Origin of the sequence: Perspicuibacillus lycopersici (assembly GCF_025660475.1) — a bacterium.
In the GTDB taxonomy this organism is placed as follows: domain Bacteria; phylum Bacillota; class Bacilli; order Bacillales; family Caldibacillaceae; genus Perspicuibacillus; species Perspicuibacillus lycopersici.
Genome location: NZ_JAOUSF010000004.1, coordinates 335,402 through 360,695, shown reverse-complemented (window position 1 = coordinate 360,695; position 25,294 = coordinate 335,402). Strand labels below are relative to the sequence as shown.

The 25,294-nt window shown below is 35.7% G+C and carries 25 protein-coding genes and 1 riboswitch; of the genes, 10 read left to right on the top strand and 15 right to left on the bottom strand.

Annotated features, from left to right (window positions below; genetic code table 11):
• Positions 1-121: 121 nt before the first annotated feature.
• The 4 genes from OEV98_RS13825 to OEV98_RS13810 form a co-directional block, all read right to left on the bottom strand.
• Positions 122-1,702 (bottom strand): ABC transporter permease/substrate-binding protein, encoded by a 1,581-nt coding sequence (locus tag OEV98_RS13825; protein ID WP_263073921.1) that lies wholly within the window; start codon positions 1,700-1,702, stop codon positions 122-124.
• On the bottom strand, positions 1,702-2,826 hold the full coding sequence (locus OEV98_RS13820) for an ABC transporter ATP-binding protein (RefSeq protein WP_263073920.1): 1,125 nt from the start codon (positions 2,824-2,826) through the stop codon (positions 1,702-1,704). The genes OEV98_RS13825 and OEV98_RS13820 overlap by 1 nt, the downstream gene beginning before the upstream one ends.
• Before the next feature lie 200 nt (positions 2,827-3,026).
• Positions 3,027-3,593 (bottom strand): hypothetical protein, encoded by a 567-nt coding sequence (locus tag OEV98_RS13815; RefSeq protein ID WP_263073919.1) that lies wholly within the window; start codon positions 3,591-3,593, stop codon positions 3,027-3,029.
• A 50-nt stretch (positions 3,594-3,643) separates the two neighbouring features.
• The gene (locus OEV98_RS13810) at positions 3,644-4,666 is read right to left on the bottom strand and encodes a DUF2332 domain-containing protein (protein ID WP_263073918.1); all 1,023 of its coding nucleotides are present in this window, start codon (positions 4,664-4,666) and stop codon (positions 3,644-3,646) included.
• Positions 4,667-4,818: 152 nt separating this feature from the next.
• Between OEV98_RS13810 and OEV98_RS13805 the strand changes: the two genes are divergently transcribed.
• Complete coding sequence (locus OEV98_RS13805; RefSeq protein ID WP_263073916.1) at positions 4,819-5,271, top strand: SRPBCC family protein; 453 nt, start codon at positions 4,819-4,821, stop codon at positions 5,269-5,271.
• 60 nt (positions 5,272-5,331) lie between these two features.
• Here OEV98_RS13805 and OEV98_RS13800 read toward each other — a convergent pair whose 3' ends face one another.
• The 4 genes from OEV98_RS13800 to OEV98_RS13785 form a co-directional block, all read right to left on the bottom strand.
• Positions 5,332-5,556 carry a sulfurtransferase TusA family protein gene (locus OEV98_RS13800; RefSeq protein WP_263073915.1) on the bottom strand — a complete coding sequence of 75 codons (225 nt, stop codon included), beginning with the start codon at positions 5,554-5,556 and terminating at the stop codon, positions 5,332-5,334.
• A gap of 13 nt (positions 5,557-5,569) precedes the next feature.
• Positions 5,570-6,637 carry a YeeE/YedE family protein gene (locus tag OEV98_RS13795; protein ID WP_263073914.1) on the bottom strand — a complete coding sequence of 356 codons (1,068 nt, stop codon included), beginning with the start codon at positions 6,635-6,637 and terminating at the stop codon, positions 5,570-5,572.
• 249 nt (positions 6,638-6,886) lie between these two features.
• Positions 6,887-7,087 (bottom strand): YkvS family protein, encoded by a 201-nt coding sequence (locus OEV98_RS13790; RefSeq protein ID WP_263073913.1) that lies wholly within the window; start codon positions 7,085-7,087, stop codon positions 6,887-6,889.
• Positions 7,088-7,293: 206 nt separating this feature from the next.
• Positions 7,294-8,796 carry a DHA2 family efflux MFS transporter permease subunit gene (locus tag OEV98_RS13785; protein WP_263073912.1) on the bottom strand — a complete coding sequence of 501 codons (1,503 nt, stop codon included), beginning with the start codon at positions 8,794-8,796 and terminating at the stop codon, positions 7,294-7,296.
• A gap of 186 nt (positions 8,797-8,982) precedes the next feature.
• Between OEV98_RS13785 and OEV98_RS13780 the strand changes: the two genes are divergently transcribed.
• The 4 genes from OEV98_RS13780 (at position 8,983) to OEV98_RS13765 (ending at position 13,653) form a co-directional block, all read left to right on the top strand.
• Positions 8,983-9,870, top strand: a complete 888-nt coding sequence (locus OEV98_RS13780) for a TetR/AcrR family transcriptional regulator (protein WP_263073910.1) — start codon at positions 8,983-8,985, stop codon at positions 9,868-9,870.
• Between the two features lie 486 nt (positions 9,871-10,356).
• Positions 10,357-12,024, top strand: coding sequence for a glycoside hydrolase family 13 protein (locus tag OEV98_RS13775; RefSeq protein ID WP_263073909.1), 1,668 nt, complete (start codon positions 10,357-10,359; stop codon positions 12,022-12,024).
• Positions 12,025-12,149: 125 nt separating this feature from the next.
• Positions 12,150-13,145 carry a hypothetical protein gene (locus OEV98_RS13770; protein WP_263073907.1) on the top strand — a complete coding sequence of 332 codons (996 nt, stop codon included), beginning with the start codon at positions 12,150-12,152 and terminating at the stop codon, positions 13,143-13,145.
• A 1-nt stretch (position 13,146) separates the two neighbouring features.
• Positions 13,147-13,653: a hypothetical protein gene (locus OEV98_RS13765; RefSeq protein ID WP_263073906.1), complete on the top strand. Its 507-nt coding sequence runs from the start codon at positions 13,147-13,149 to the stop codon at positions 13,651-13,653.
• A gap of 40 nt (positions 13,654-13,693) precedes the next feature.
• On the opposite strand, the gene OEV98_RS13760 is transcribed toward OEV98_RS13765, so the two are convergent.
• Together OEV98_RS13760 and OEV98_RS13755 are read right to left on the bottom strand one after the other, a co-directional pair.
• Positions 13,694-14,209, bottom strand: coding sequence for a DoxX family protein (locus OEV98_RS13760; RefSeq protein ID WP_263073905.1), 516 nt, complete (start codon positions 14,207-14,209; stop codon positions 13,694-13,696).
• A 62-nt stretch (positions 14,210-14,271) separates the two neighbouring features.
• Positions 14,272-14,787, bottom strand: coding sequence for a DoxX family protein (locus OEV98_RS13755; RefSeq protein ID WP_263073903.1), 516 nt, complete (start codon positions 14,785-14,787; stop codon positions 14,272-14,274).
• Positions 14,788-15,241: 454 nt separating this feature from the next.
• A riboswitch (cyclic di-AMP (ydaO/yuaA leader) is annotated at positions 15,242-15,390 on the top strand.
• A gap of 271 nt (positions 15,391-15,661) precedes the next feature.
• On the opposite strand from OEV98_RS13755, the gene OEV98_RS13750 reads away from it, so the two are divergent.
• On the top strand, positions 15,662-16,297 hold the full coding sequence (locus tag OEV98_RS13750) for a potassium channel family protein (RefSeq protein ID WP_263073980.1): 636 nt from the start codon (positions 15,662-15,664) through the stop codon (positions 16,295-16,297).
• Between the two features lie 3 nt (positions 16,298-16,300).
• Positions 16,301-17,647 carry a TrkH family potassium uptake protein gene (locus OEV98_RS13745; protein WP_263073904.1) on the top strand — a complete coding sequence of 449 codons (1,347 nt, stop codon included), beginning with the start codon at positions 16,301-16,303 and terminating at the stop codon, positions 17,645-17,647.
• A gap of 58 nt (positions 17,648-17,705) precedes the next feature.
• On the opposite strand, the gene OEV98_RS13740 is transcribed toward OEV98_RS13745, so the two are convergent.
• The gene (locus tag OEV98_RS13740) at positions 17,706-18,221 is read right to left on the bottom strand and encodes a DoxX family protein (RefSeq protein WP_263073903.1); all 516 of its coding nucleotides are present in this window, start codon (positions 18,219-18,221) and stop codon (positions 17,706-17,708) included.
• 1,188 nt (positions 18,222-19,409) lie between these two features.
• Entirely contained in the window at positions 19,410-19,928 is a 519-nt protein-coding gene (locus tag OEV98_RS13735) for a DoxX family membrane protein (RefSeq protein ID WP_263073902.1), read from the bottom strand.
• 271 nt (positions 19,929-20,199) lie between these two features.
• Here OEV98_RS13735 and OEV98_RS13730 point away from each other — a divergent pair, with 271 nt between their 5' ends.
• Complete coding sequence (locus tag OEV98_RS13730) at positions 20,200-20,820, top strand: DUF3298 and DUF4163 domain-containing protein (RefSeq protein ID WP_263073901.1); 621 nt, start codon at positions 20,200-20,202, stop codon at positions 20,818-20,820.
• 111 nt (positions 20,821-20,931) lie between these two features.
• A complete protein-coding gene (locus OEV98_RS13725) occupies positions 20,932-22,086 on the top strand; it encodes a DEAD/DEAH box helicase (protein ID WP_263073900.1) in 1,155 nt (384 codons plus the stop codon).
• 52 nt (positions 22,087-22,138) lie between these two features.
• Here the strand turns inward: OEV98_RS13725 and OEV98_RS13720 are convergent, their stop codons facing one another.
• Positions 22,139-22,867, bottom strand: coding sequence for a gamma-glutamyl-gamma-aminobutyrate hydrolase family protein (locus OEV98_RS13720; RefSeq protein WP_263073898.1), 729 nt, complete (start codon positions 22,865-22,867; stop codon positions 22,139-22,141).
• Positions 22,868-23,097: 230 nt separating this feature from the next.
• On the opposite strand from OEV98_RS13720, the gene guaC reads away from it, so the two are divergent.
• Positions 23,098-24,081 (top strand): GMP reductase, encoded by a 984-nt coding sequence (guaC, locus tag OEV98_RS13715; RefSeq protein ID WP_263073897.1) that lies wholly within the window; start codon positions 23,098-23,100, stop codon positions 24,079-24,081.
• 163 nt (positions 24,082-24,244) lie between these two features.
• On the opposite strand, the gene OEV98_RS13710 is transcribed toward guaC, so the two are convergent.
• Positions 24,245-24,697: a GNAT family N-acetyltransferase gene (locus tag OEV98_RS13710; RefSeq protein WP_263073896.1), complete on the bottom strand. Its 453-nt coding sequence runs from the start codon at positions 24,695-24,697 to the stop codon at positions 24,245-24,247.
• Positions 24,694-25,203 (bottom strand): GNAT family N-acetyltransferase, encoded by a 510-nt coding sequence (locus OEV98_RS13705; RefSeq protein WP_263073895.1) that lies wholly within the window; start codon positions 25,201-25,203, stop codon positions 24,694-24,696. The genes OEV98_RS13710 and OEV98_RS13705 overlap by 4 nt, the downstream gene beginning before the upstream one ends.
• Between the last annotated feature and the right edge of the window lie 91 nt (positions 25,204-25,294).

The following is a 25,294-nucleotide window of genomic DNA, read 5'->3' as shown; positions in this document are numbered from 1 at the left end:
TAGTTTATTTCCAACCATTTTTTTATTATTAGAGAAATATCAAAAAGGAATCACTCCGCAGGTATACGGGGTGATTCCTTTTTTGAACAAAGTCACAAATACGATTTTTCAAACCGTTTGTTTATTCTTCAATTAATCCTTCTTCTACCAGGAAATCATGTGCTACTTGGGCTGGTTGTTGTTTTAAACTATCAAACTTGTAATTTAATTCTCTCATTTTTGCATCATCAAGTTTTCCAACTAGGAGACTAATTACTTCCTCTAGCTCGGGATGCTCTTTAAGTGTTTTCTCACTAACAACTGGTATTGCATAATATGGTGGGAAAAAGCTTTGGTCGTCTTCTAATACCGTTAAGCCAAATTCCTCTAATAGCCCATCAGTTGAGAAGGCATCAATGACATCTGTTTCATTACTATTTAATGCGGTATAGCGTAATCCCCCATCAACAGCTTCACTGCCTTTAAAATTCATCCCATACGTTTTTGTTAAGCCAATTAGACCATCTTGGCGATTAGAAAATTCTATCGTACTACCAATGATTAGCTCGTTACTTACTTCTGCAAGATCAGAGAAAGTCTTCAGATTGTACTTTTCTGCAGTTTCTGGCCTTACTGCTAATGTATACGTATTATTGAAGCCGAGCGGTTTTAGTGCTTTCACCTGATATTTTTCATCGAACTCTTTTTCAACAATATTATATACTTCATCAGGATTATTGATTAAATCCTTCTTAAATAAATTAATTAATGCTGTCCCAGTATATTCCACATACATATCAATTTCATCATTTGTTAAGGCACTGAATACTACTTGTGTACCACCAAGGTTTAATTTCCTTTCTACCTCGAGGTCCGTTTTTTCTTCTATTAAGTCTGCAAGCATGTTTCCTAAAATCATTTGCTCACTAAAATTTTTCGAGCCAATAACGATTTTATCCTTTGCATTTATCATCGGTACTGCTACTGCTGTACCAATTGCGATTACTAAAATCGTCGAGATAGCTGGAATGAAAATTTTTCTACGTTTGTTACGAAGCTGTTCTGCAGCTGCATCTAATCTTTTGCCATGCTTTTTCGTTTGGTAGGACATTCTCGTTTCTATTTTTCCAATCACGAAGTCCATAAGCAATGCAAGGATACATGCTGGTATTGCTCCTGCTAAAATCATATTGTTATCAACGGAAGATACACCGGAGAATACGAGGTAACCTAGACCGCCAGCTCCGACAAATGCCGCAATGGTCATTAAACCGACAGCTGTTACGGCGGAAATTCGAATCCCTGCCATAATAATCGGGAATGCTAACGGAAGCTGAACTTTGCGCATCGTTTGACTGCCAGTAAGACCAATTCCTTTTGCTGCTTCTAAAATGGTTTTATCAATATTCGTTAAGCCGGTATACGTATTTTTTACAATTGGAAGCAAGGAATATAGTACAACCATCACGATGGCAGGAGTACTTCCAATTCCAATGAATGGGATTAAGAAACCTAATAGCGCTAAACTTGGTACAGCCTGGATTACATTGGCTACTCCAATAATCGGTTTCGAAAGCTGTTGATTTTTCGAAATGAGAATACCGAGTGGTACCCCAATAACTGCTGCAACTAATACAGAAAATAAACTCAAATAAATATGCTGCCATAATAAATCCAAAATTTGTTGATAATTTCCAGTTACATAATCAAAAAATGACTTCATTAAAATGCCACCTCCATATCAATAAGCTGGCTACTTAATACCGATAAAATACTACTTCTTGTAATCAATCCGATTAACTTCCTTGTTTCGTTGACTACAGGTAAATAGCCAATCTTATGTTCATTCATCGTTTGTAAAACGGAAATTAAATTATCCTCTGCAGATACACTTAATACATTGGTTGCCATTACCTCTTCGATAGTAGCGTTCATTTTTTGAAGCTTAATATCTTTTAAAGTGACAAGTCCTATCAATGCATGATGCTTATCCGTTACCATTAAGCTATCCACTTTATTTTCTTTCATAATTTCAATAGCTTGTAATACATTACGTTTTGGCGATACCTTCACTGGATCTGATACCATAATATCTTCTGCCTTTAATACTTCTGGGTTATTCCATACACGGCGTTTGCCAATGAAGTTCTCCACGAAATCTGAGGCCGGATTTTTCAATATGTTTTCTGGTGTATCATATTGAAGAATGTGTCCATCTTTTAGTAGGCAAATTTTATCCGCAATTTTATATGCTTCGTCCATATCATGGGTAACGAAAATAATCGTTTTGTTTAATTCTTTTTGCATATTGAATAGTTCTTCTTGGAGGGAGCTTCTTGTTACTGGATCTAATGCACTGAAGGGTTCATCCATTAGGATGATATCGGAGTTTGTGGAGAATGCTCTTGCTACCCCAATCCGTTGTTGTTGTCCACCACTTAATTCACTTGGAAAACGATAGAGAAATTCCTCTGGATTTAGTCCGACAAGCTCAAGTAATTCTTTCGTTTTCTTTTCTATTTCAATCGGATCCTCCCCTTTAATTTTTGGGATTAGCTCCAGATTTTCTTTAATTGACATATGTGGAAATAGCCCAACACTTTGAATAACATAACCAATATTTCTACGAAGCTCAATTGGGTCCTCTTTCGAAATATCCTTACCATCTACATAAATTTTTCCACTTGTTGGCTGAATTAACCGGTTAATCATTTTTAATAATGTTGTTTTCCCACAACCGCTCGGACCAATAAATACAACTAATTGCCCCGATTCAATATTTAAATTAAAATCATTAATGACTGTTTTTTGATGATATTTTTTAACAATATTTTCAAACCTAATCATCTTGTTCCCCCTAACACTGTTCTCTTTTAAATTATTATTCTGCGAAAGTAACAACTTTATTATAACACATAAGTTGTTACTAGTCTATTTTTACATCATTTTGTAAAATTTTTCTAAAAAATTTACTAAAAAACCGCAAAAAAAAAAACGACCTCTTATAATAGTGGCCGTTATTAGCATAGTAAATAATTTATATGGATTTATTCAGATTGAGAAACTTCGGTTTCAAAAAAATTTATATACGTTATTAAATTACTAAAGAAACCGCCATGGAGTATATCTAATTCTCTATCAATAGTACTTCTTGTTTCCCATGAATTCTTTTTTAATTCATCAATATATTCCTCGAATGATAAAAAGCTTTCAATAGTTGCCAGCAAATAGGATCTTGTTTCATAGGAATAGTCCTCTTGAACTGTCATATCTAGTAACGTTCCTCGAACATCTTTCACATGGAATTTTATCAGCTCCAATTCATCTTTAGTTATTTTTATTTTCGAATCTTTAGTCACAATCCAATCCTGCTCAAAGTAACCTAAAATATTTTCTGTAATAATTTTTGTTGGGTTATTGGGTGAATTTGCTACGAGTGTTTCTAGTTCATTCAATCTTTCTACATATTTATCAATATCATTATTATTTGGTTCATAGGAATAACTTTTATTAATACTGAAAAAAGAAAATGGATAAATCCAAGTCATTAATAAAACAAGTATGACGACAGCACTTAACGCGCTAAATAATATCGTTTTTTTTATTTTTGTCATAATATTATCTCCTCTTGTTCCGAACATTATCAACTGAAAAACATTTTTAATCAAATTAATTTCCATTCAAACCAACTGCCATGGCCATCGGTTGCTCCTATTGTTTGTTTATATTCTACGCCATTTATATAATAGTCTAGATGCAGGTTGCGATCCTGGATATTATTGTATAAATGAAAAATGGTACGCCTGCCACCAAGTGTAGCGATTTCTTCTAGTAGCTGTTTCTTTTGCTCCAATGGCATTTGATTTGCTACATGGGTGTGGAATACACATATTACCGAGTCTTCATCAATGGTATTTGCCAGATTTGGCAGCAATTCTACCCCATTTCCCTCGATTAATGTTAGCGAAGAGCTTTTCACATATTCACTAGCCGCATGCAACAATTCGCGCCGTTTATGATGCTCTGGCCAAATTAATGCTTGTAGCCAAAGCTCATCGTCTTCCTTTTTCAAATCCAATACATTTAGATCAATACCCATTCTTGTAGAAATAAGTGGAGCATTCTTCATGAGCATTGGTCGGTTATCCCCTTTAACCTCGGTTGCAATTTTTACAACGGAATCGAGCTTCCCATAGCACTCTTCCGTTCCATATGTATATTGATAGTGATCAAATAAAAGCTGCAAGCCAGCACTTGTACCAATTTCAATTAATGCTATTGGCTTTTTAGTCATTTCCTGTATATAACAAAATACTGGATAAAGATATCCACAGCGTCTCACTTCATTGGTTTGGACTAATCGTGTCGTAAGGATATTTTTAATTTCTTCTTGGTTTTCTAAGCAAAATGCCTTAAATGATGAAAATGCTTCCTCTACTCGTGCTGGATTTTCTACTAAGCTAGCATAATAGGAGGACAATGTGTGACTTTTTCCTTTTAGCAATAAATAGTGTACCGCTCCAAAAAGTAAATTTGGAACTGGCTGACCTGCTCCTGCAAAGGAGGATAATTGAAGTAATTGTGCATCCTGTGCAATCGCCAAGGAAAGCTGTTCATATAAATCACTGGATTGATGGCATTCCGTTTTAGCAAAGCGAATGAAACGTTCCGATAATTGTATGTTCAACCATTCTCCCCCTGTTCCCTAATAATTCCCATTCGTTCACCCGACTATATTTTACCTCTTTTCGGAATTTTTTACCACTTTCCGTTTTAAAATTAATAGTTAATTGCTATAATTTAATCATTACTGACATTGGACTCATAGGAGGAAGCGACATGGATTCGACATTCGTTTATGTAACCTATATTCAATCAACTCCTGAAAAAATATGGGAAGCATTAACTACTGCAGCAATATCAGAAAAATATTTTTTTGGAAGAAGAATTTATGCGGAATGGAAGGAAGGAGAAACAGTCACCTTTCTTCGAGAAAATGATGAATTGGATGTCTCGGGCAGGATTTTAATTTGTGAACACTTGAAAAAACTATCCTATACTTGGAATCATGCGGATGATACTCCTCGTGAGCATCCTTCTGTTGCAACCTTTGAGCTGCATGCATTGAATGATACGGTGAAGCTTGTCCTTACACATGATAATTTACTTCCTACTGATAGTTGCGAGGATAAAGGAAGCTTTGAAGGAGTTAATAATGGCTGGCCGGCGATTTTAAGTAATTTAAAAACATTATTAGAAACTGGCTCAACATTACCGGCAGTAGTCGTTTAACAAAATAGGACAGGAATTCCGCTTGATTTTAACGGGTTTCCTGTCCTTTCTAGCAAACTATTATTTCTTTTTCACTGTAATCGTCCATGCTGCAACATCTAATTGCTCAAAATTCGTTACTGTATGACCAGCCTCTGCTGCCCAGCGTGGAATACTTTCCGTTGCTTGTGTACAATCGAAGTTGATAACCAATTCATCACCGGAATTGATTTCTTCTATTGCATTTTTTGCTTCTATTAAAGGGAATGGACAAACCATACCCATCACTTCTAATGTTTTTTGCATATTTTTCACCCTCCTATAATGTCGATGCAATTGCGTTTGCATTTGCCTTCGCTACTTTTCGTGGACGAACAAAAAGGAAATAGGATGCTGTCCATGTTCCTAAAATCATAAAGAATAGACCTGCCCATCCTTGCCATGTCATCATCGCAGTCATTACTAACCCGTTCCCAATTGAACAGCCACCAGCAAGACTTGCACCAAAGCCCATCAAAATTCCACCTACAAAGCTTGTAATACCTGTTTTTGCATCTGGCATACGGAAACGGAATTCTCCACTTGCTTTCGCGGCAATAAACGAGCCTAAGAAAATACCTAATACAAGGAATACTCCCCAATTAATATATGTGTTATCGCCTGTAACTAAATATTGCAGAATGTTAGCTGATGGAGTTGTAATCCCAAGTCCTGCCACTCTTCCGGTTGCAACACTTAATGGCCAAGCAAGAATTGCGATCAAACCAACTAACAATGCTGTAAAAAATGGATGCCAGCGTTTTTCAAATAATAAATGTGCTAACCCAGTTTTTCGTTGTTTCATTGTTGGAATCATTACTTTTGGTTTTCTAAGCTCTCTTATAACAATAAATAAGACGATTGCAACAAGTAGAATAATAAATACCCAAACAGATAGTCCAGTAGATTCCGCTAAGGAGTTAGATGGTAGTTGAGTTGTTTGTAAAGATTGGTTCACTGGAGCCAATACACCAGACTTCATCACCGCACTCATAAACATATAGCCAAATAATGCAATCCAGCTACCTAATAAACCTTCTCCAGCACGATACCAAGTACCTGTAGCACATCCACCGGCAAGGACAATCCCGATTCCAAAAATATAAGAACCTACAATAACCGCTACCCACGGGAAGCTACCAGCAGTAAATTCAAATAAACCAAATTGTATCAATGTATATACACCGACACTTTGTACTGCGATTGCAATCAATAATGCATAAAACATGCGATTATCTTTTGCTATATACATATCCCGGAAACCACCTGTAAGACAAAACCTTCCTCTTTGCATAACAAATCCTAGAAGTGCCCCACATAGCAAACCAGTCAGAATCATTTGTAGCATTGTGTATCTCCTCTCTCAATACCAAGTAAACTTATATGTTTTATATACTTTTATTATATTAATCAGTTCCAGAAATAAAATCAAGTAAAAAATTTTTTTTGAAAATGAGAAGATTTTGTCGTATTGGAACAGTTGATCCTGAAAAGTAAAAATCTTCCATTATGTAAAGAAAATTAGTGATGAAGTTCAACACTCCAACTACTTGAACGAAAAAAACAGCCATCCGTCTGGACAGCTTGCTTGTTTCACCTATTTTACAATCTTATAATTTTTATGATTAACTACTGTCTTGATTGGTTCCCCTGTTTTTTTGTTAACCCCTAATTCGACGATTACAGAATTATCGCGAAGCACTGTTACCTCACCTTTTTTGCCTTTTTTTGCACCGCGTTTAATTTGAATCGTATCGCCGACATTTGCCTTTACGGTATTAATCGCTTCTTCCGCCATTTCCCATGCTCCTTTAATTAAACTATTTGCTACTGCTCGTCTTATATAGTGTTCCCACTATTGAGCGATGCAAAAGTTTTTTTCAATTATTTAAGTTGGAGAATGATGGGAACCATCTAAACACTTCGAAATCCTTGGAAAATAGCAATTATCACCATAAAAAAAGCACCCTTCAGTAGAAGGATGCGGATGCTATATATACACAATTAGTTATTTCCTACAGCTTTTTGGGTTACCTTTTCATTTGCTCCGTTCGTATCTTCTGCTCTTCTTGCTCTTTTAATAAAGAATGCAAGTACTAATGCAGCCAATAATAAGAAGGTTGCAACTAAGAACGTGTCATTAATTCCGCCAAGCATACCTTGTAATCCAAGTTGTTTTAACATTTCTGGTGTAGCATTTGCACCAGCAGAAGCTATTAAGTCCTCTGTATAGGTATTTTGACGAATCGACATGATTGTTATTAATGTAGCCGTTCCAATTGCTGCAGATACTTGGTTTAATGTATTGTTCATCGCCGTTCCATGTGGATATAAGTGTACTGGCAATTGGTTTAATCCATTAGTAGAAACTGGCATCATTACCATGGACATACCAAACATCCGGATCGCATGTAAAAGCATTAAGTAGTGATAACTTGTATCCATTTCTAAATGACTGAATACAAAAGTGGTACCTGTTGCAATAGCTAATCCGGTTACCGCTAAAATTCTTCCACCGAATTTATCGAATAATCTACCAGTAATTGGAGACATTCCCGCATTTAAAATGGCTCCTGGTAATAGCATTAAGCCTGTTTTCATTGGGGAAATTCCAAGAACTGCCTGTGCATAAATCGGAATTAGTAAAAATCCAGAGAACATCGCCATATTTAAAACCATCGTGATTGCTGATGCTAATGCAAACATCGGATATTTAAATACAGCGAAATTAAGCATTGGACGTTCCATTTTCGATTGACGTGTAATGAATAGAATTAGTGAAATTGCCCCAATGCCTAACGATATATATACGATAGGATTACTCCAGCCATCATCGCCACCAGCAGTACTAAATCCATACAATAAACCACCAAAACCGAGACTGGACATAATAAGTGAAGTAAAGTCTAAGCGCATTTGAACTTTTTCTTTTTTATCTTTTAATAAGATAAAACCAAGAATTAAAATAACAAATGCAATTGGTGCCACTAGATAGAACAATGCACGCCAATTATAATGCTCGACAATCCATCCAGATAACGTTGGGCCAATAGCTGGCGCAAACATTAAAATTAATCCAAACACACCCATTGCTGTCCCACGTTTTTCAATTGGGAAGCTCACGAGCATTACATTCATTAACAATGGCATCATAATCGCAGACCCTGAAGCCTGAATCATTCTAGCCGCCAATAAAATCGGAAATACATGTGCAATTGCACCTACAATCGTACCGATTGTAAATAGACTCATTGCAACAAGGAATAACCGGCGAACCGAGTATTTTTGAATTAAAAATGCTGTCGTCGGAATCATAACCCCACTGACAAGCATAAATCCTGTTGTCAACCATTGAACCGTAGATGTCTCCACATGGAGATCACCCATAATTGAGGTTAATGCGACATTTAATAATGTATTATTTAAAAAAGAAATAAACGCCCCAACCATTAAAACTGCAATGATTAAATATGGTGGGCGTGAGCTTACGTTCAAGCCTTTATTCATCTATATATTCCCCCTTAACTCTCGAACATTTCTATATACGAAATAGTTTACATGAGATATATCATATACTATGGTTTCAGTTATTGCAATGGAAATATTCCTCTATATATTAGGATTTGTCTTAGTCCTAAAATTCATGTAAGATGATTTTTATACCAGTAGTATAATTTTTTTAAAGGTGATCATATGAATGATAGGAAAAAGCATGTAATCATGATGGCACACCAGCTATTTATTGAAAAGGGATTTCAGGCAACATCCATTCAAGATATTTTAGATTACAGTGGAATCTCTAAGGGTACATTTTATAATTATTTTTCATCAAAAAACGAATTACTAATTGCACTTCTTAAGGAACTTTATTTCGAAATGGAGCAAGCTCAAAACAAACTGCTTGTTGGTCAGGATGCTTCCGATCTTGAAATTTTCATCAAACAAGTTGAAGTGCAAACAGAGCTTAATCGCAAGAATAAATTAATTTCATTATTAGAGGAAGTAAATTTTTCCAATGACAAGGAAATCATTCATTTTATTCGTATCGGTCAGCTCAAAATATTGAAATGGTTACATTCTCGCTTTCTCGATATTTTCGGCAAAGAAAAAGAACCGTATATACTTGACTGTGCGATTATGTTTACAGGAATTTTGCACATTAACTTTAAATATTATTCTGCTGCACATGAGAAAAATATTAACATTTCCAAGGTTGTTCGCTACAGTGTTTCGCGAATTGTTTCGATTATGGAAGATGTTGCAAAATCTAAAGAACAATTATTTGAACCACAATTATTAGGACATTGGCTTCCGAAAAATCATCAACAAAAAAAAGTATTCCAACGAGATATTGATAAAACCATCACTGCATTAAAGAGTGGAATAAAGGATACCGATCTCGAAGATAAATATTTGGAGTTCCTCGATTTTATCCAAGACGAGCTATTACATGCGAAGAAACCAAGAAGACATCTTGTCGAAAATGTATTTAATGAAATGAAAAAAGATTTAAGTCCTACAAATAAGAAGGAAATCTTTGCCCTAGAGGTTCTAATTTCCACTTATTTTCAGAGAAGTTGATTCAACCTACGATAAATTTTGCCTTAAAAAATATCGAGCATTTCGAGAGCTGTTCCATTCTCTTGCATGTGGTATATAAACAGCTCTATATTTTTGCCCTTTTTTATGAATTCTCCATGACATCCACTTGATTCTTCCCATAAATATTGTCAATACTAATATCTCATGGTATGATAGAACCAATCAATGCAATCGTTTGCATTATTTGTTGCATTCATTAAGAAATCAGCTTCTTTTTTTAGCTAGAATTGAAAGCGTTTTGATGCTTAAGATATTAGGGGTAGTTGTTTTGAAATAATCCCCCGAATGAATATATTTCGCTCATACATTCTAAGCGGGTGGGAGACTACGGGTATTCATTCTGCTCAGCATTCATTTTTGTTTGATTTATATCCCTACTCTAAACATCAACATAAAAAACATTCATGCAAACGATTTTTCTAAACAAAATATTGCACAGTCATAACAGAAGGTGAGGATTACAGTATGAAAGAAATTTGGTGGAAAGAAGCAGTTGCCTATCAAATTTATCCACGAAGTTTTATGGATTCCAATGGTGATGGAATAGGTGACATTCAAGGAATTATCTCCAAACTGGATTATTTAAAAGAACTTGGCATAGATGTCATTTGGTTATGCCCAATGTATAAATCTCCAAACGATGACAACGGGTATGACATTAGTGACTATCAAGATATAATGGAAGAATTCGGGACAATGGCCGATTTTGATGCATTATTAGAAGAAACACACAAACGGGGAATGAAGCTAATTATTGACCTCGTCATTAACCATACAAGTGACGAACACCCATGGTTCGTCGAATCGAAATCCTCAAAAGATAGCGATAAACGGGATTGGTATATTTGGCGAGATGGAAAAGACGGCAAAGAACCAAATAACTGGGAAAGTATTTTCGGTGGCTCTGCATGGAAATACGATGAAACTACCGATCAATACTTCCTTCACCTCTTCTCCACTAGACAACCAGATTTAAATTGGGAAAACAAAGAAGTTCGTTTTGCCCTATATGACATGATTAACTGGTGGTTAGATAAAGGAATTGATGGCTTCCGAATTGATGCGATTAGCCATATCAATAAAAAACAAGGATTACCTGATCTACCTAACCCGAAAGGCTTAAAATATGTTTCCTCCTTTGATTACCATATGAATGTCGAAGGAATTCATAAATATTTAGAAGAATTACGGGATGAAACATTTGCAAAATACGACATTATGACGGTCGGTGAAGCAAATGGTGTAAGTGCAGAAGAGGCTGACCTTTGGGTTGGTGAGAAAAATGGCAAGTTCAATATGGTTTTCCAATTTGAACATTTAGCACTTTGGGACGCAGAAACAAAAGCATCTATTGATATTGTTGAATTGAAAAAAGTATTGAATCGCTGGCAAAAAGGTTTAGAAAACGTTGGCTGGAATGCACTATTTATTGAAAATCATGATCTACCTCGGGTTGTATCGACATGGGGCAATGATAAGGAATTTTGGCGTGAAAGTGCAACTGCATTAGGGACAATGTATTTCTTTATGCAAGGAACACCATTCATTTATCAAGGGCAAGAAATTGGCATGACAAATGTGCAGTTTCCAACCATTGAGGAATATGACGATGTGAAATCCATCAATCTTTATAATATTAAACGCAGTGAAGGTGCTTCCCATCAAGAAGTAATGGAGTACATTTGGGCATCCAGTCGAGACAATTCCCGTACCCCAATGCAATGGTCAGGTTCACTTGAACATGCTGGATTTTCAACTGCTACTCCTTGGATTGGTGTGAATCCAAATTATAAAGAAATTAATGTGCAAGCACAAATAGAGGATGCAAACTCCATTTATCATTATTATAAAAAAATGATTCAGCTGAAGAAAACGTATAAAATTTTTACCTATGGAATTTTTGATTTAATTTTGGAGGAACACCCACAAATATTTGCATATACAAGAACATTAGGGGATGAGCAGGTTCTAGTATTAACAAACTTATCAGACACCCCTGCTACCTTTGAAAACGATGCATTTGCTTTAAATAATGAACAGCTATTGCTTCATAATTATCCGGTGGATCGACAAGAAAATACAGCTTCATTAACGTTAAAACCGTATGAAGCAAGAATTTATACAATTAAATAATAACAATCTGTGCGAAACCCGTTGTCTTTTAATGGGATTCGCACTTTTTTTGTAAAAATGGATAGTAGAAATTTGTCGAATATTGTACGATTAATATAATAATTCTGTATAGGGGTGTATTCATTTTGCAAATTGATTTAGTAACGAACATATTGTTTGGGGTAAGTGGCGGGCTATTATCATTAGTCGGTCTAATCGCCATCTTTGTGACACTGAATACTCAATACAATATTGAGAAGGCAAGGGAAGTTCTCTGGAAATTAAGGGAGACCTATCAATTTTATGATTATAAAAATATCGAAAAGAATTATGGAAAAATCAATTGGTTACTTGTTCAATACGGGAAATTCATTAAATTAGACCCACCTATCAAACTTTCCATTAACATTGGAATATGGACAATTTTTATTGTTGGGATTGCTTGGTTTATTTTTCTACTATTAATGGGGGGACAATTTACTAATCCAATTTTGTTAGGGTTTGTTTGGATATTAGTTACGATTAGCTTAGTGATTTTATCACGTTTCATTTATTTATTAGTTAAATTGAAGGATATTAGTAGCTTCGTAAATATTCCATCGAGCATTAATATGGAAGATGCAACCCACCGTCTAGAAAATAACTTTTATTCCGAAAGCCTTTCGATAGCTGAATTAGCACTTATGGATTCCAAGTTCACGTTAAATTATTTTAATAATGAGCCTTCTCATATGAACTTATATATTTATAGTATGCGTAATATCCAATATTTAACGTGCAATTATAACTTTTCCACTGATCAAGGGTATAAAAAAATCAAGTACTATTATACGCGAAAAGAAATGAACATTCCTAAGGACTGGGAAAATGAACAAGTATTAAAAACAGATTTAAGTGATGTTTCCTTAATTGTTCAACTAAAAAAACAGGATTTATCCGATATTTCTTTAGAAAATCTCTCTTCAATTACCATTGAGCTTGAAATGAAATTGTTAGATGGAACATTAATTAAAAATATTTATATTCAAGATATTACGGAAGAGGATAAATTAACAGGAATTGTAGATATTTATCCGTTTTATCGTCCGATGATACAATATCACTTCTCCGATGATCCAATAGAAATGAAGGAGGCATTGTGAGATGAAGGAAAAAACATCTAATAAATTTTTCAACTATCTTCTTAACACAAAGCCATTTACTCGTTTAATATCTTCGATGGATAAAGTGAATAGTATACATATGAAAAACAAAGAAAAAACATTATTTTTTAAAAAAATATACGAAAAAATCATTTGGTATGGGATTATTTTTTGGATTATTTTCTTTAGTATTTTTTGTTTTAAACAAACGTTGGAAACAAAAGAACGTTTAGTAGCCTTTGAAGAAAACTCTATTCTTCCCTACTTGGCGGGAGCACTCATTATACCTTCCGAGGAAATTATCTTATCTAAGCAAAATCAGCCGATTCTTCATCCGGCACTCCAATTTTTCGGGATATCGGATCATACAAATTTTGAGTATGAGGTAAACACACTGCATGATGGAAAATATATATTAACCTTCCATTTAGATAAGCAAGGTTATGTACAAGATTGGAAGTTAACTCCACTCGCGTCCATCGAAAAAGAAAAAAGCAAGTCACCCTGAAATTTACTGGTGACTTGCTTTTTTCTTTGAGCTTCTATCGTTAAGCTGTTACTGTTTTTTTCTGTTTCGCTACACGGTTTCTTCTGTTATCTAAATATGTTTTGAACATTGGGATTAAGAATCGATCAACACCGAAGTAATATGCTCCTGCTCCAACAAATAATAGGATAACTGCAAATGCTAATAGAATTGGATTTGTGCTAATTGTTCCAGCTAGTAAGAAGTTAAAGTTCATAAATGCTCCTGCAATTAATGCTGGGATTGTTAACGCTCCAAGAATCAAGCCAAGTCCTACTAAAAATTCTCCCCATGGAATAACGAAATTAAATAATTCTACATTTGGTGCTGCGACGTTTTCTAAAAATGTTCCGTACCACGCTTGCACGGTTGGTGCCTCGCCCCCAGCTTTTGCAATTGCACCTTGTAAAAATCCACCTGCATCAAAGCCATCCGTTAATTTATGCCAACCACCTGTGATCCATTGTACCCCTAACCAAATTCTTGCTACTGTCCAAATTACGTTTACGATTGGATTGTTGAACCATTGTTTTTTCATTTTAATTTCCCCCGATTTTGATTTTTGTGAAGTTATTCACTATATTGGTGAAATTTTTATTGTTAAACTGTTGCTACTTTCTTCACTTTATTGCCACGGTTATGTCTGTTTGCGAAATATGTTTTGATCATTGGTACTGCGAATCGGTCCACACCGTAGTAGTATGTGCCTGCTCCGATGAATAATAAGATAACTGCAACTGCTAATAATACTGGGTTTGTGCTGATTGTTCCTGCTAATAAGAAGTTCAAGTTCATGAATGCCCCTGCGATTAATGCTGGAATTGTTGCTGCTCCAAGTATTAAACCAATGCCTACTAGGAATTCTCCGACTGGGATGACGACATTAAAGATTTCTACATTCGGCATTGCGAAATGTTCTAGAAATGCTCCGTACCAGCCTTGGACTACTGGTGCCTCACCTCCGGCTTTGGCGATTGCGCCTTGTAAAAATCCTGCTGCATCAAACCCACCAGTAAATTTATGCCACGCTCCTTCGATCCATTGAAGTCCTAACCAAATTCTTGCCACTGTCCAAATTACGTTTACGATTGGGTTATTGAACCATTGTTTTTTCATTTTTATTTCCTCCATATATTTTAGTTGCAAATTGTGAAGTTTTTCACAAATATGTTTAAAAAAAGGAATAATTGCTTTTGCTTTAACTACTTAATATCGTGATTTCTATTTGTGAAATGTTTCACTATCTTCTACACGTTTAATATACCGCACTTTTATTCCCATTGCAAGCCTTGTCACCATTTTGTCATTTTTTACGTTCCATACAGTAATAACAATTTTAACTTTTGAAAAATGCAGACTGTTTTTATACTGAATAACAATTTTTTTATTACATTGCTACTATATAATAACAATTAATCCATTGATTTTTTTCTATCAAATCCCTATTAAATCAAGCTTTATCATGAATAAAATTAATGGCAATTATTAAGTTTTGGAAAACGTATTGACACCTATATAAAATCGGAGTAGATTTATCTTTGTTTCATTTGATAAAACTAAATATCCGAATACCTTTTAATCGCTGAATCAGCCATTTTGAGCGGGGGAACCATTCGATAGCTTTGAGCTATCTTGGGGTGAATCTTATTGACTAATAAGAAGGGATACTCTCAATCCCTAATCCGACAGCTAACCTCGGAAGCGTTAAATTTTTATCTGGAGAGAAAGGTCAAAGGTTTATTCCTAAGACCATTCTATTTTGATGGTCTTTTTTTATTGGTCATTTTTATTTCCGCAGACTAAAATCCAAGCATGGGACTACATGTAAATTCAATCTGCTCAGCATTGTATATCACTCATTAAATAGCATCCTTTTTACAGTGTGAAGTACCTTCATTCTGTATTTAGAAAAACAACCCTTTTTGGGAAAAATAATAGATTGCACAGAAACAGAAAAGAGGAGACAACTTTGAAGAAGCAATTTGTCATTATGGGGCTAGGTCGATTTGGTCGAAGTATTTGTAAGGAGCTCTATCATTTAGGACATGAAGTATTAGTAGTAGATATGAATGAGGATAAAGTGAATTATATGTCGGATTATTGCACACATGCTGCAATTGCCAATGCTTCCGACGAAAAAGCATTAAAATCACTTGGCGTGCGGAATTTTGATTATGCGATCGTTGCCATCGGGGATAATATCCAAGCTAGCATTCTCTGTACCTTGTTATTAAAAGAGCTTGGTGTGAAAGAGGTTTGGGTAAAGGCTCGTGATACAAAACATCAAAAGGTGCTTGAAAAGATTGGTGCCGATCGAATTATTCACCCTGAAAAAGATATGGGAGTCCGAATTGCTCGCCAGCTAAATTCAAATAGAGTAATAGATTTTATTGAGCTTTCAGAGGACTATAGCATTATAGAATTGATTGCGACAAAAAAAATTAATAATAAATCATTAGAGGAACTGGATATTCGTTTGAAATATGACTGCACGATTATCGCAATTAAGCGTGAGGATGAAGTTACCGTATCTCCTTCCCCATCAGCAGCTATTTATCAAGGGGATACACTTGTTGTTATCGGGAAGAAGGACAATCTGAAACGATTCGAAGAAAAAGGGATGTAACCTATGATTCTATCAAATGACAATCATCCATTAAAAAGGCGAATGTTCCAACTTAGCCCACCACAAATATTGGCTAGTGGCTTTTTCGTTCTTATTTTACTAGGAACCTTTTTATTGAAGCTGCCCTTTGCAACATCTGCATCAATCTCCTGGTTAGATGCAGTATTTACAGCAACCTCTGCTACAACGGTAACTGGGCTCGCTGTTGTCGACACAGGGACTACTTTTACAACATTTGGTGAAGTTATTATTATGCTTCTTATGCAATTTGGTGGTTTAGGGTTTATGACCTTTGCTGTATTATTTTTTTTAATGTTTAAGAAAAAAATTGGTTTACAAGAACGTGTCCTTATTCAAGAATCACTCAACCAAACCGCATTAGGTGGACTAGTACAATTAGTAAAGGCATTATTTATTTTTTCAATTAGTATCGAAGCGATTGGTTTCATCCTTTTATCCATTAAATGGGTACCAGCATTTGGGTGGCAAACTGGAATGTATCAAAGCTTATTTCATACGATAGCTTCTTTTAACAATGCTGGTTTTTCTTTATGGCCAGATAATTTAACTTCATATGCTGGGGATCCATTAGTTAATATCGTAATTACTGGATTATTTATTACAGGTGGTATTGGTTTTACCGTACTAGTAGACTTATGGAATAAGAAAAATTTCAAGCATTTATCGTTACATTCGAAAATGATGCTTGTCGGAACATTAGGCATAAATGTGATTGCGACATTATTACTATTTATTCTTGAATATTCTAATCCAGGTACGCTTGGCTCGCTTTCCTTACCAGATAAGCTATGGGGAGCTTATTTCCAAGCAGTAACCACTCGGACTGCTGGTTTCAATTCTATTGATATTGGGGCGATGACAACCCCTTCGCTACTACTTATGATGCTCCTTATGTTTGTCGGTGCAGGAAGTAGCTCGACTGCCAGTGGGATTAAAGTTACAACCTTTATTGTATTGATTTTAGCTACGTATTCGTATTTAAGGGGAAAAGATGAAACGATCATATACAATCGAGCAATTAAAAAACAAGCGATATTAAAAGCATTGGCGATTACCATTATTAGTTTCATGCTTATTTTTGTTACAATTTTCTTATTAACAATTACTGAAAATGCGCCGTTTTTATCCATTGTATTTGAAGTTGTCTCTGCGTTCGGTACGGTTGGTTTAACAACTGGGATAACGGCAGACCTTACGTCGATTGGAAAATGTATTATCATCGTTATGATGTTCATCGGTCGTATTGGTCCATTAACAATTGCATTTCTATTTACAAAGCAAAAATCATCCTCGATACGCTATCCAGAGGAGGACATTTTTATCGGATAATTAAAATGTCAAATGAAAACAAGTCAGCCATGTTTCTGGCTGACTTGTTTTTTTATTGTTAAACAGTTGCTACTTTCTTCACTTTATTGCCACGGTTATGTCTGTTTGCGAAATATGTTTTGATCATTGGGACTGCGAATCGGTCCACACCGTAGTAGTATGTGCCTGCTCCGATGAATAATAAGATAACTGCTACTGCTAATAATACTGGGTTTGTGCTGATTGTTCCTGCTAATAAGAAGTTCAAGTTCATGAATGCCCCGGCGATTAATGCTGGAATTGTTGCTGCCCCAAGTATTAAACCAATGCCTACTAGGAATTCTCCGACTGGGATGACGACATTAAAGATTTCTACATTTGGCATTGCGAAATGTTCTAGAAATGCTCCGTACCAGCCTTGGACTACTGGTGCCTCACCTCCGGCTTTGGCGATTGCGCCTTGTAAAAATCCTGCTGCATCAAACCCACCAGTAAATTTATGCCACGCTCCTTCGATCCATTGAAGTCCTAACCAAATTCTTGCCACTGTCCAAATTACGTTTACGATTGGGTTATTGAACCATTGTTTTTTCATTTTTATTTCCTCCATATATTTTAGTTGTTAGTTGTGAAGTTTTTCACAAATATGTTTTAAAAAAGGAATAATTGCTTTTGCTTTAACTAGTTAATATTGAGTTTTTATTTGTGAAATGTTTCACTATCTTCTACACGTTTAATATACCGCACTTTTATTCCCATTGCAAGCCTTGTCACCATTTTGTCATTTTTTATGTTTGTAAACGTTAATATGTTGGTTATGTTGGTTATGTTGGTTATGTTGGTTATGTTGGTTCTTTGCTTGTATGTAATCCTTATGATGTCTACTATCAAGCGGATTTGGAATCACTTTTTTTCTCAAAATCCTTTTGAGACCTTCCTTCTAAAGGATTTTCGTTCCTTTTTTTGACCAAAATCCTTTTGTGGCCATCCATCTATCGGATTTTTATCAACTTTCTTGCTCAAAATCAGATTGAGACCTTCCTTCTAAAGGATTTTCGATCCTTTTTTTGACCGAATTCCTTTTGATACCTCCCTTCTAATGGATTTTCGATCCTTTTTTTTCTCAAAATCCTATTGATACCTTCCTTCAAAAGGATTTTAGCCCACTTTTTTGCTCAAAATCCTTTTGACACCTCACATCTAACGGATTATCGCTCCTTTTTTTGACCAAAATCCTTTTGACACCTCACATCTAACGGATTTTCGCTCCTTTTTTTGCTTGAAATCCTTTTGATACCTTCCTTCTAACGGATTTTAGCCCACTTTCTTGCTCAAAACCCGATTGATACCTTCCTTCTAACGGATTTTAGCCCACTTTCCTACTCAAAACCCGATTGATACCTTCCTTCTAACGGATTTTAACCATTTTTCCTACTCAAAACCCGATTGATACCTTCCTTCTAAAGGATTTTAACCCATTTTCCTACTCAAAATCCGATTGCTACCTTCCTTCTAACGGATTTTAACCCACTTTCTTGCTCAAAACCCGATTGAGACCATCCTTCTAACGGATTTTAGCCCACTTTCTTACACAAAATCCGTTTGAGACCTTCTATCTAACGGATTTCTGCAACTTTTTCTGCTCCTAATGCTTTTGAGACACTCCGTCAAAACGATTTTCTCTCCCCTTCTTCCTCCAAATCCGATTAAAACCTTAAAATCGACAAAAAAAACAAGCCAACCAGGGGATTCCTGGCTGACTCGCTTTCCTAAATTCATTTTGCTAAACTGTCGCTACCTTTTTCGTTTTATTTCCGCGGTTATGTCTGTTTTGGAAATATGTTTTAACCATTGGAATTGCGAATCGGTCCACACCATAGTAGTATGTGCCTGCGCCTGCAAATAATAGGATAACTGCTACAGCAAATAATGTTGGGTTTGTGCTAATTGTTCCTGCTAATAGGAAGTTTAAATTCATGAATGCGCCTGCGATTAATGCTGGGATTGTTGCTGCTCCAAGTATTAAACCAAGACCTACTAACAATTCTCCCAATGGAATCACTATGTTAAAGATTTCTACATTCGGCATTGCGAAATGTTCTAGAAATGCGCCATACCAGCCTTGTACTACTGGTGCTTCACCGCTTGCTTTTGCAATTGCTCCTTGTAAAAATCCACTGGCGTCAAAACCATCGGCAAATTTATGCCATGCTCCTTCGATCCATTGGATTCCTAGCCAAATTCTAGCAACTGTCCAGATTACACTTACTAGAGGATTTGTCCACCATTGTTGTTTTTCCATTTTTGTTACCTCCAACTAAAATATTTTTTGTGAATCAATTCACAAATCTCCCTAAAAAAATAATGATTGCTTTACAAACTATTGATTATTACAAAGTTATATTTGTGAAATATTTCACTATAACTACACGTTTAATATATCGTAATCAATTCCTCCTTGCAACCGATGTCACGATATTGTCACCACTATGCTAATTTGTTTCGATAATGTTCACTTTCTAACTTTTAAAGAATAGTATGGGATAAACGTTGAAAAAAGAAGGAGGATAACAATGCCCACTTCCTTACCCGTTATTATTCAACCATTGAAAATAACAAGCGGACCGAAAAAGACTATTTACTACCCACTTGTTAGTGGCATGAAAAATCAACACTTCGAAAACCTTGTGAATCAAACAATCGTTCAACATACCCAGCAGCTAATTAATTTGCAAGTAGGGGATATACCTTCAACCGTTGAAGAAATGATCGGTTCATTTGAAATCAAAAATAATCAACGGGATGTATTAAGTCTCTACCTATCCAACTATACGTATCACTATCATGCGGCACATGGAATGACCTTCATCCATTCGTTAACGTTCGATTTGAAGGACAATAAAATCTGTACACTTCAAAGCCTATTTAAGCCGGGAAGTAATTATATTGAAAGACTTTCAGAGCTTATTCATCTACAAATTAAGGAACGAAATATTGAACTAATTGATGATTTTACCGTAATTAAACCAGATCAAGATTTTTATTTAGCAGATAAAACATTAGTGATTTATTTTCAACTTTATGACATCACTCCATATGTATTTGGCTTTCCTATGTTTCCTATTAATGTGTACAGCATTCAAGATCTTATCGATGAAAATGGTCCACTTGGACGGTTAGCAGCGAATAATTGACTCGCTGCTATATTATTTTCACCACTTCTTCAGGAAAATTTTGTACTAAGCAGCATTTTCGATTAGAATAGAATGATATATAGCAATAGGTAAAAAGGATGGTACAAATAAATGGCAAACAGCTTACAGTTAGAAACAATGAAACCATATATACAATCGGTTTGGAAGGAGTCTGGATTCCAAGCCCCAACTAATATACAGGATCAAGCAATTCCAGCAATACTAGAAGGAAAGGATGTCATATGTGAATCCCCTACTGGTACTGGGAAAACACTTGCCTACCTGCTTCCTGTTATTGAAAAATTGGACGAATCAAAAAAAAGTGTTCAAGTGGTCATACTGGCTCCTTCCCGTGAACTCGTAATGCAAATATTAGATCAGGTTCGAAAATGGACAAAAGGTACGACAATCGGTAGTGCATCCTTTATTGGCGGTGCAAATGTGAAAAAACAAGTAGAAAAGCTAAAGGAAAAACCACAAATTGTTGTTGGGACTACTGGTCGTATTGTCGAGCTAATTAAAATGAAAAAATTAAAAATGCACGAGGTCCATACCGTTGTCGTTGATGAAGCAGATCAATTGGTATCACCAGAGCATTTAGGAAATGTTCAAAGCATCATAAAAGCAACTTTACGTGATCGCCAAGTATTATTTTTCTCAGCAACAATCTCTCCTCAAACCGAAACGATTGCAAAAGGGTTTATGCAGGATCCACAAGTAATTCGAGTCGAAGAAAATATTGATCAAACAAATACAAATCATATATATTTTGTTTGTGAGCAACGAGATAAAATCGACTTGCTGCGAAAAATCATCCATACCATCTCTGGTCGGACTATTGCTTTTCTTAAGACCGTGGAAAAAGTTGAGGAAGCAGAAGCGAAGCTTGCCTATCATGGCATTCCTTTAGCTGTACTTGCCGGCGAATCAAAAAAAATGGAAAGACAGCAGTCAATGAAAAATTTCCGTTCCGGAAAAATCCCGTTATTATTAACGACAGATGTAGCTGCAAGAGGCTTAGATATTGAAGATGTAACATATGTCATCCATTTTGATTTTCCAAAAACGACAACACAATATTTACATCGCTCTGGTCGGACTGGACGGATGGGCAAGGAAGGAACAGTTATTTCACTTGTTAACGCAAGGGAAGAAAGCTTCTTAAAGAAAATGAGTCATGAACTAGGACTGACGTTTACAGAGAAGCAATTATATCAAGGAAAAATTGTCGATATTGTCGGACAAAAAAACAGCATAAAAAAATAATAAACAAAAAGGAAATGAAGCGTACCTTTCGTCTCATTTCCTTTTTTCTCTTTTAAGATAGCTTTCGAAGCTTCACACAATGCGTAACAAATGATTGAAATAGTTTTCTGCTTGGCTCATCCACTTCCAACATATATTCCGGATGCCATTGAAGCGCATGAACAAATTTTTTCCCTGGCATAAAGGCTGCCTCCACGATACCATCTTCTGCTAACGCTTCACAATGAAGTGATTTTGCTAATGTTTTTATACCTTGATGGTGAAGGCTATTTACCAGAACACATTCTTGTTGATACAGATCGTATAATAAACTATTTTTTTCAATATGTATCGCATGAATCGGAGTATCGTACGGTTTTTCTTGTTGATGAACAATCGTTTTCCCTTCGTTTACTTGTGTTGGAATATCCTGATAAAGGGTTCCGCCTAAAACAGCATTGAGTATTTGCAAGCCTCGGCAAATCCCCAATATTGGTTTATCTGCCTCAAGCGCATATTTTATAACGAATTCTTCAAGCGTATCACGAGCTAACAGAGGTTTGCCACATAGGCTACTTGCCCTTTCTCCATATAATTCCGGATTCACATCTTGACCGCCAGTTAATAGAAATCCATCAAGACTTTCAACCAATTGTTTAATCGCTTCTGAGTCATTTATTAACGGCAAAATGATAGGTATTCCACCTGCTTCCACTATTCCCTTTAAATAACTAGGAAGCATCCAGTAGCTTTCTTTTTCCTCATCATATAAAGGCATAACACCTATTACTGGTCGTTTCATAACCTTCTCCTCCAATGCATGAACTTTCGATAAATTTTTACATAAAGCTTAACACGAAACATCCATTCCTGAAACTATCAAAGCTGATTGATAGAGAATTTCGTTAAAAGACTGGAAATTACTGTCATTCCGATAAACTCTTTGACACATAGAAAAAAATAAGGTATAGTACCAATTGCGAACGAAATAATTAAAATTTAATTTAAATATTCGTGTTTAGGGGTGCTATTATGGAAAATGTATTTGATTATGAAGATATTCAATTGATTCCCGCAAAATGTATCGTATCTAGTCGTACAGAATGTGATACAACTGTTATACTTGGTGGACGTACGTTTAAATTGCCAGTCGTACCTGCAAATATGCAGACTATTATAGATGAAAAAATCGCGCTACATTTAGCGGAAAATGGTTATTTTTACATTATGCATCGTTTCCAGCCTGAGAAACGTCTAGACTTCGTTAAGGATATGCAAGCTCGTGGCTTATACGCATCGATCAGTGTCGGTGTAAAAGAAGAGGAATATGCATTTGTTCAACAACTAGCGGAAGCACAATTAACGCCTGAATATATTACAATCGATATTGCCCATGGTCATTCGAATGCAGTTATTGATATGATTAAACATATTAAAAATTATTTGCCAGCCGCTTTTGTGATCGCAGGAAATGTTGGAACTCCTGAGGCTGTAAGAGAATTAGAAAATGCTGGCGCAGATGCTACAAAGGTTGGAATTGGACCTGGGAAAGTATGTATTACGAAAATCAAAACTGGCTTCGGAACTGGTGGCTGGCAATTGGCAGCATTACGCTGGTGTGCAAAAGCCGCAAGTAAACCAATCATTGCAGATGGTGGTATCCGTACACATGGAGATATTGCAAAATCGATACGTTTTGGAGCAACAATGGTGATGATAGGTTCCTTATTCGCTGGTCACGAGGAATCTCCAGGGGTAACGATAGAGAAGGACGGAAAATTATACAAAGAATATTTCGGTTCTGCATCCGAGTTTCAAAAAGGCGAAAAGCGGAATGTTGAAGGGAAAAAAATGTATGTAGAATACAAAGGTCCACTTCAAGATACGTTAGATGAAATGCAACAGGATCTTCAATCCTCTATTTCCTATGCTGGCGGAAAAGAGTTAAAGGCAATTCGTAATGTCGATTATGTTATTGTGAAAAACTCGATATTTAATGGGGATCGGATTTATTAATTGGATGATAGAAACAGTAAGAAAGTAAAAAGCATTCCACACACATTTTGTTTGGAATGCTTTTTCTTTTACCAAAAAATTGAATGGAATTTGTACGTTCGATTATTTTTACTTGGAAAGAGTTTTTTATTGCACAATAACCATTTGTCGTAAAATTTTTTCCCTATAAGGTTTGCGAAAGGCGAATCATATCACGACACCATATGCCATTTTCCATAATAGGCTCATCATAATTTCGTAGAAAAAAATTTTGATCAACCCCTATTATACGAAATCCACATTTTTGATATAGAGCAAGCTGTCCAAAACTAGAATTTCCAGTACCAACCTCCAGCGTTTGATATCCTGCCTGCTTTGCCCGAAGAATCGCGTCTTTTATTAAGTTTTTGCCCAAGCCTTTTCCTTGGTAATTTTCATGAACCGCTAAGTTCATTAACTCGATTGTACTAGCTGAAGTTTGCAATAAAACATATGTACCAATAACTTCCGCATCCTTTTGTAAAACATAGCATTCCCCTTTATCCAAATATTCCTCGATTCGTTCACGAGCGGGATCTGCCGTCAATAATAATTCCATAGGGGCTAGCTCTGCTGAAACAAGCTTTATAATTTTCATTTTCCATCCCTTTTATTTGCAAAAATTAGCTGATAATAATGAACATCTTGCCATTGACCAAATTTATAGCCAACCTCTTTTAAACTACCCACTAGCTCGAAGCCGAATTTCTCATGAAGCTTAACGCTCGCTTCGTTTCCACCAGTAATTACACCAATAACGGTATGATAATTCAACTGTTCCGCGCGTCTGATAATTTCCTTCATCAGTAAGCTACCTACGCCTTTCCCATGATGCTCTGGTGCAATATAAATCGATAATTCACTCGTCCGGTCATAGGCATCCTTTTCTTTAAAATGGTTCAAGCAGCTGTACCCAAGCACTTCCCCATCTTCTTCTGCAACAATTAGTGGCAATCGACCGCCATATTTTTCAAACCAGATTTTACGCTCCGCGAAAGTTTGTACATTTATATCAAAAGTAGCAGTGTAGTTTAGTATTGCATAATTATAGATTTCAAGCATTGCAGGTAGGTCGTCTATTTTTGCGTCCCTAATTTGAATCATCTAGTTGTCCTCCAATTGTCAATGATCTGTATTTTCTATCTTCCTATATCTTGAAAACTATTATATGCTTTTTCGTCACGTTATGTAAGCT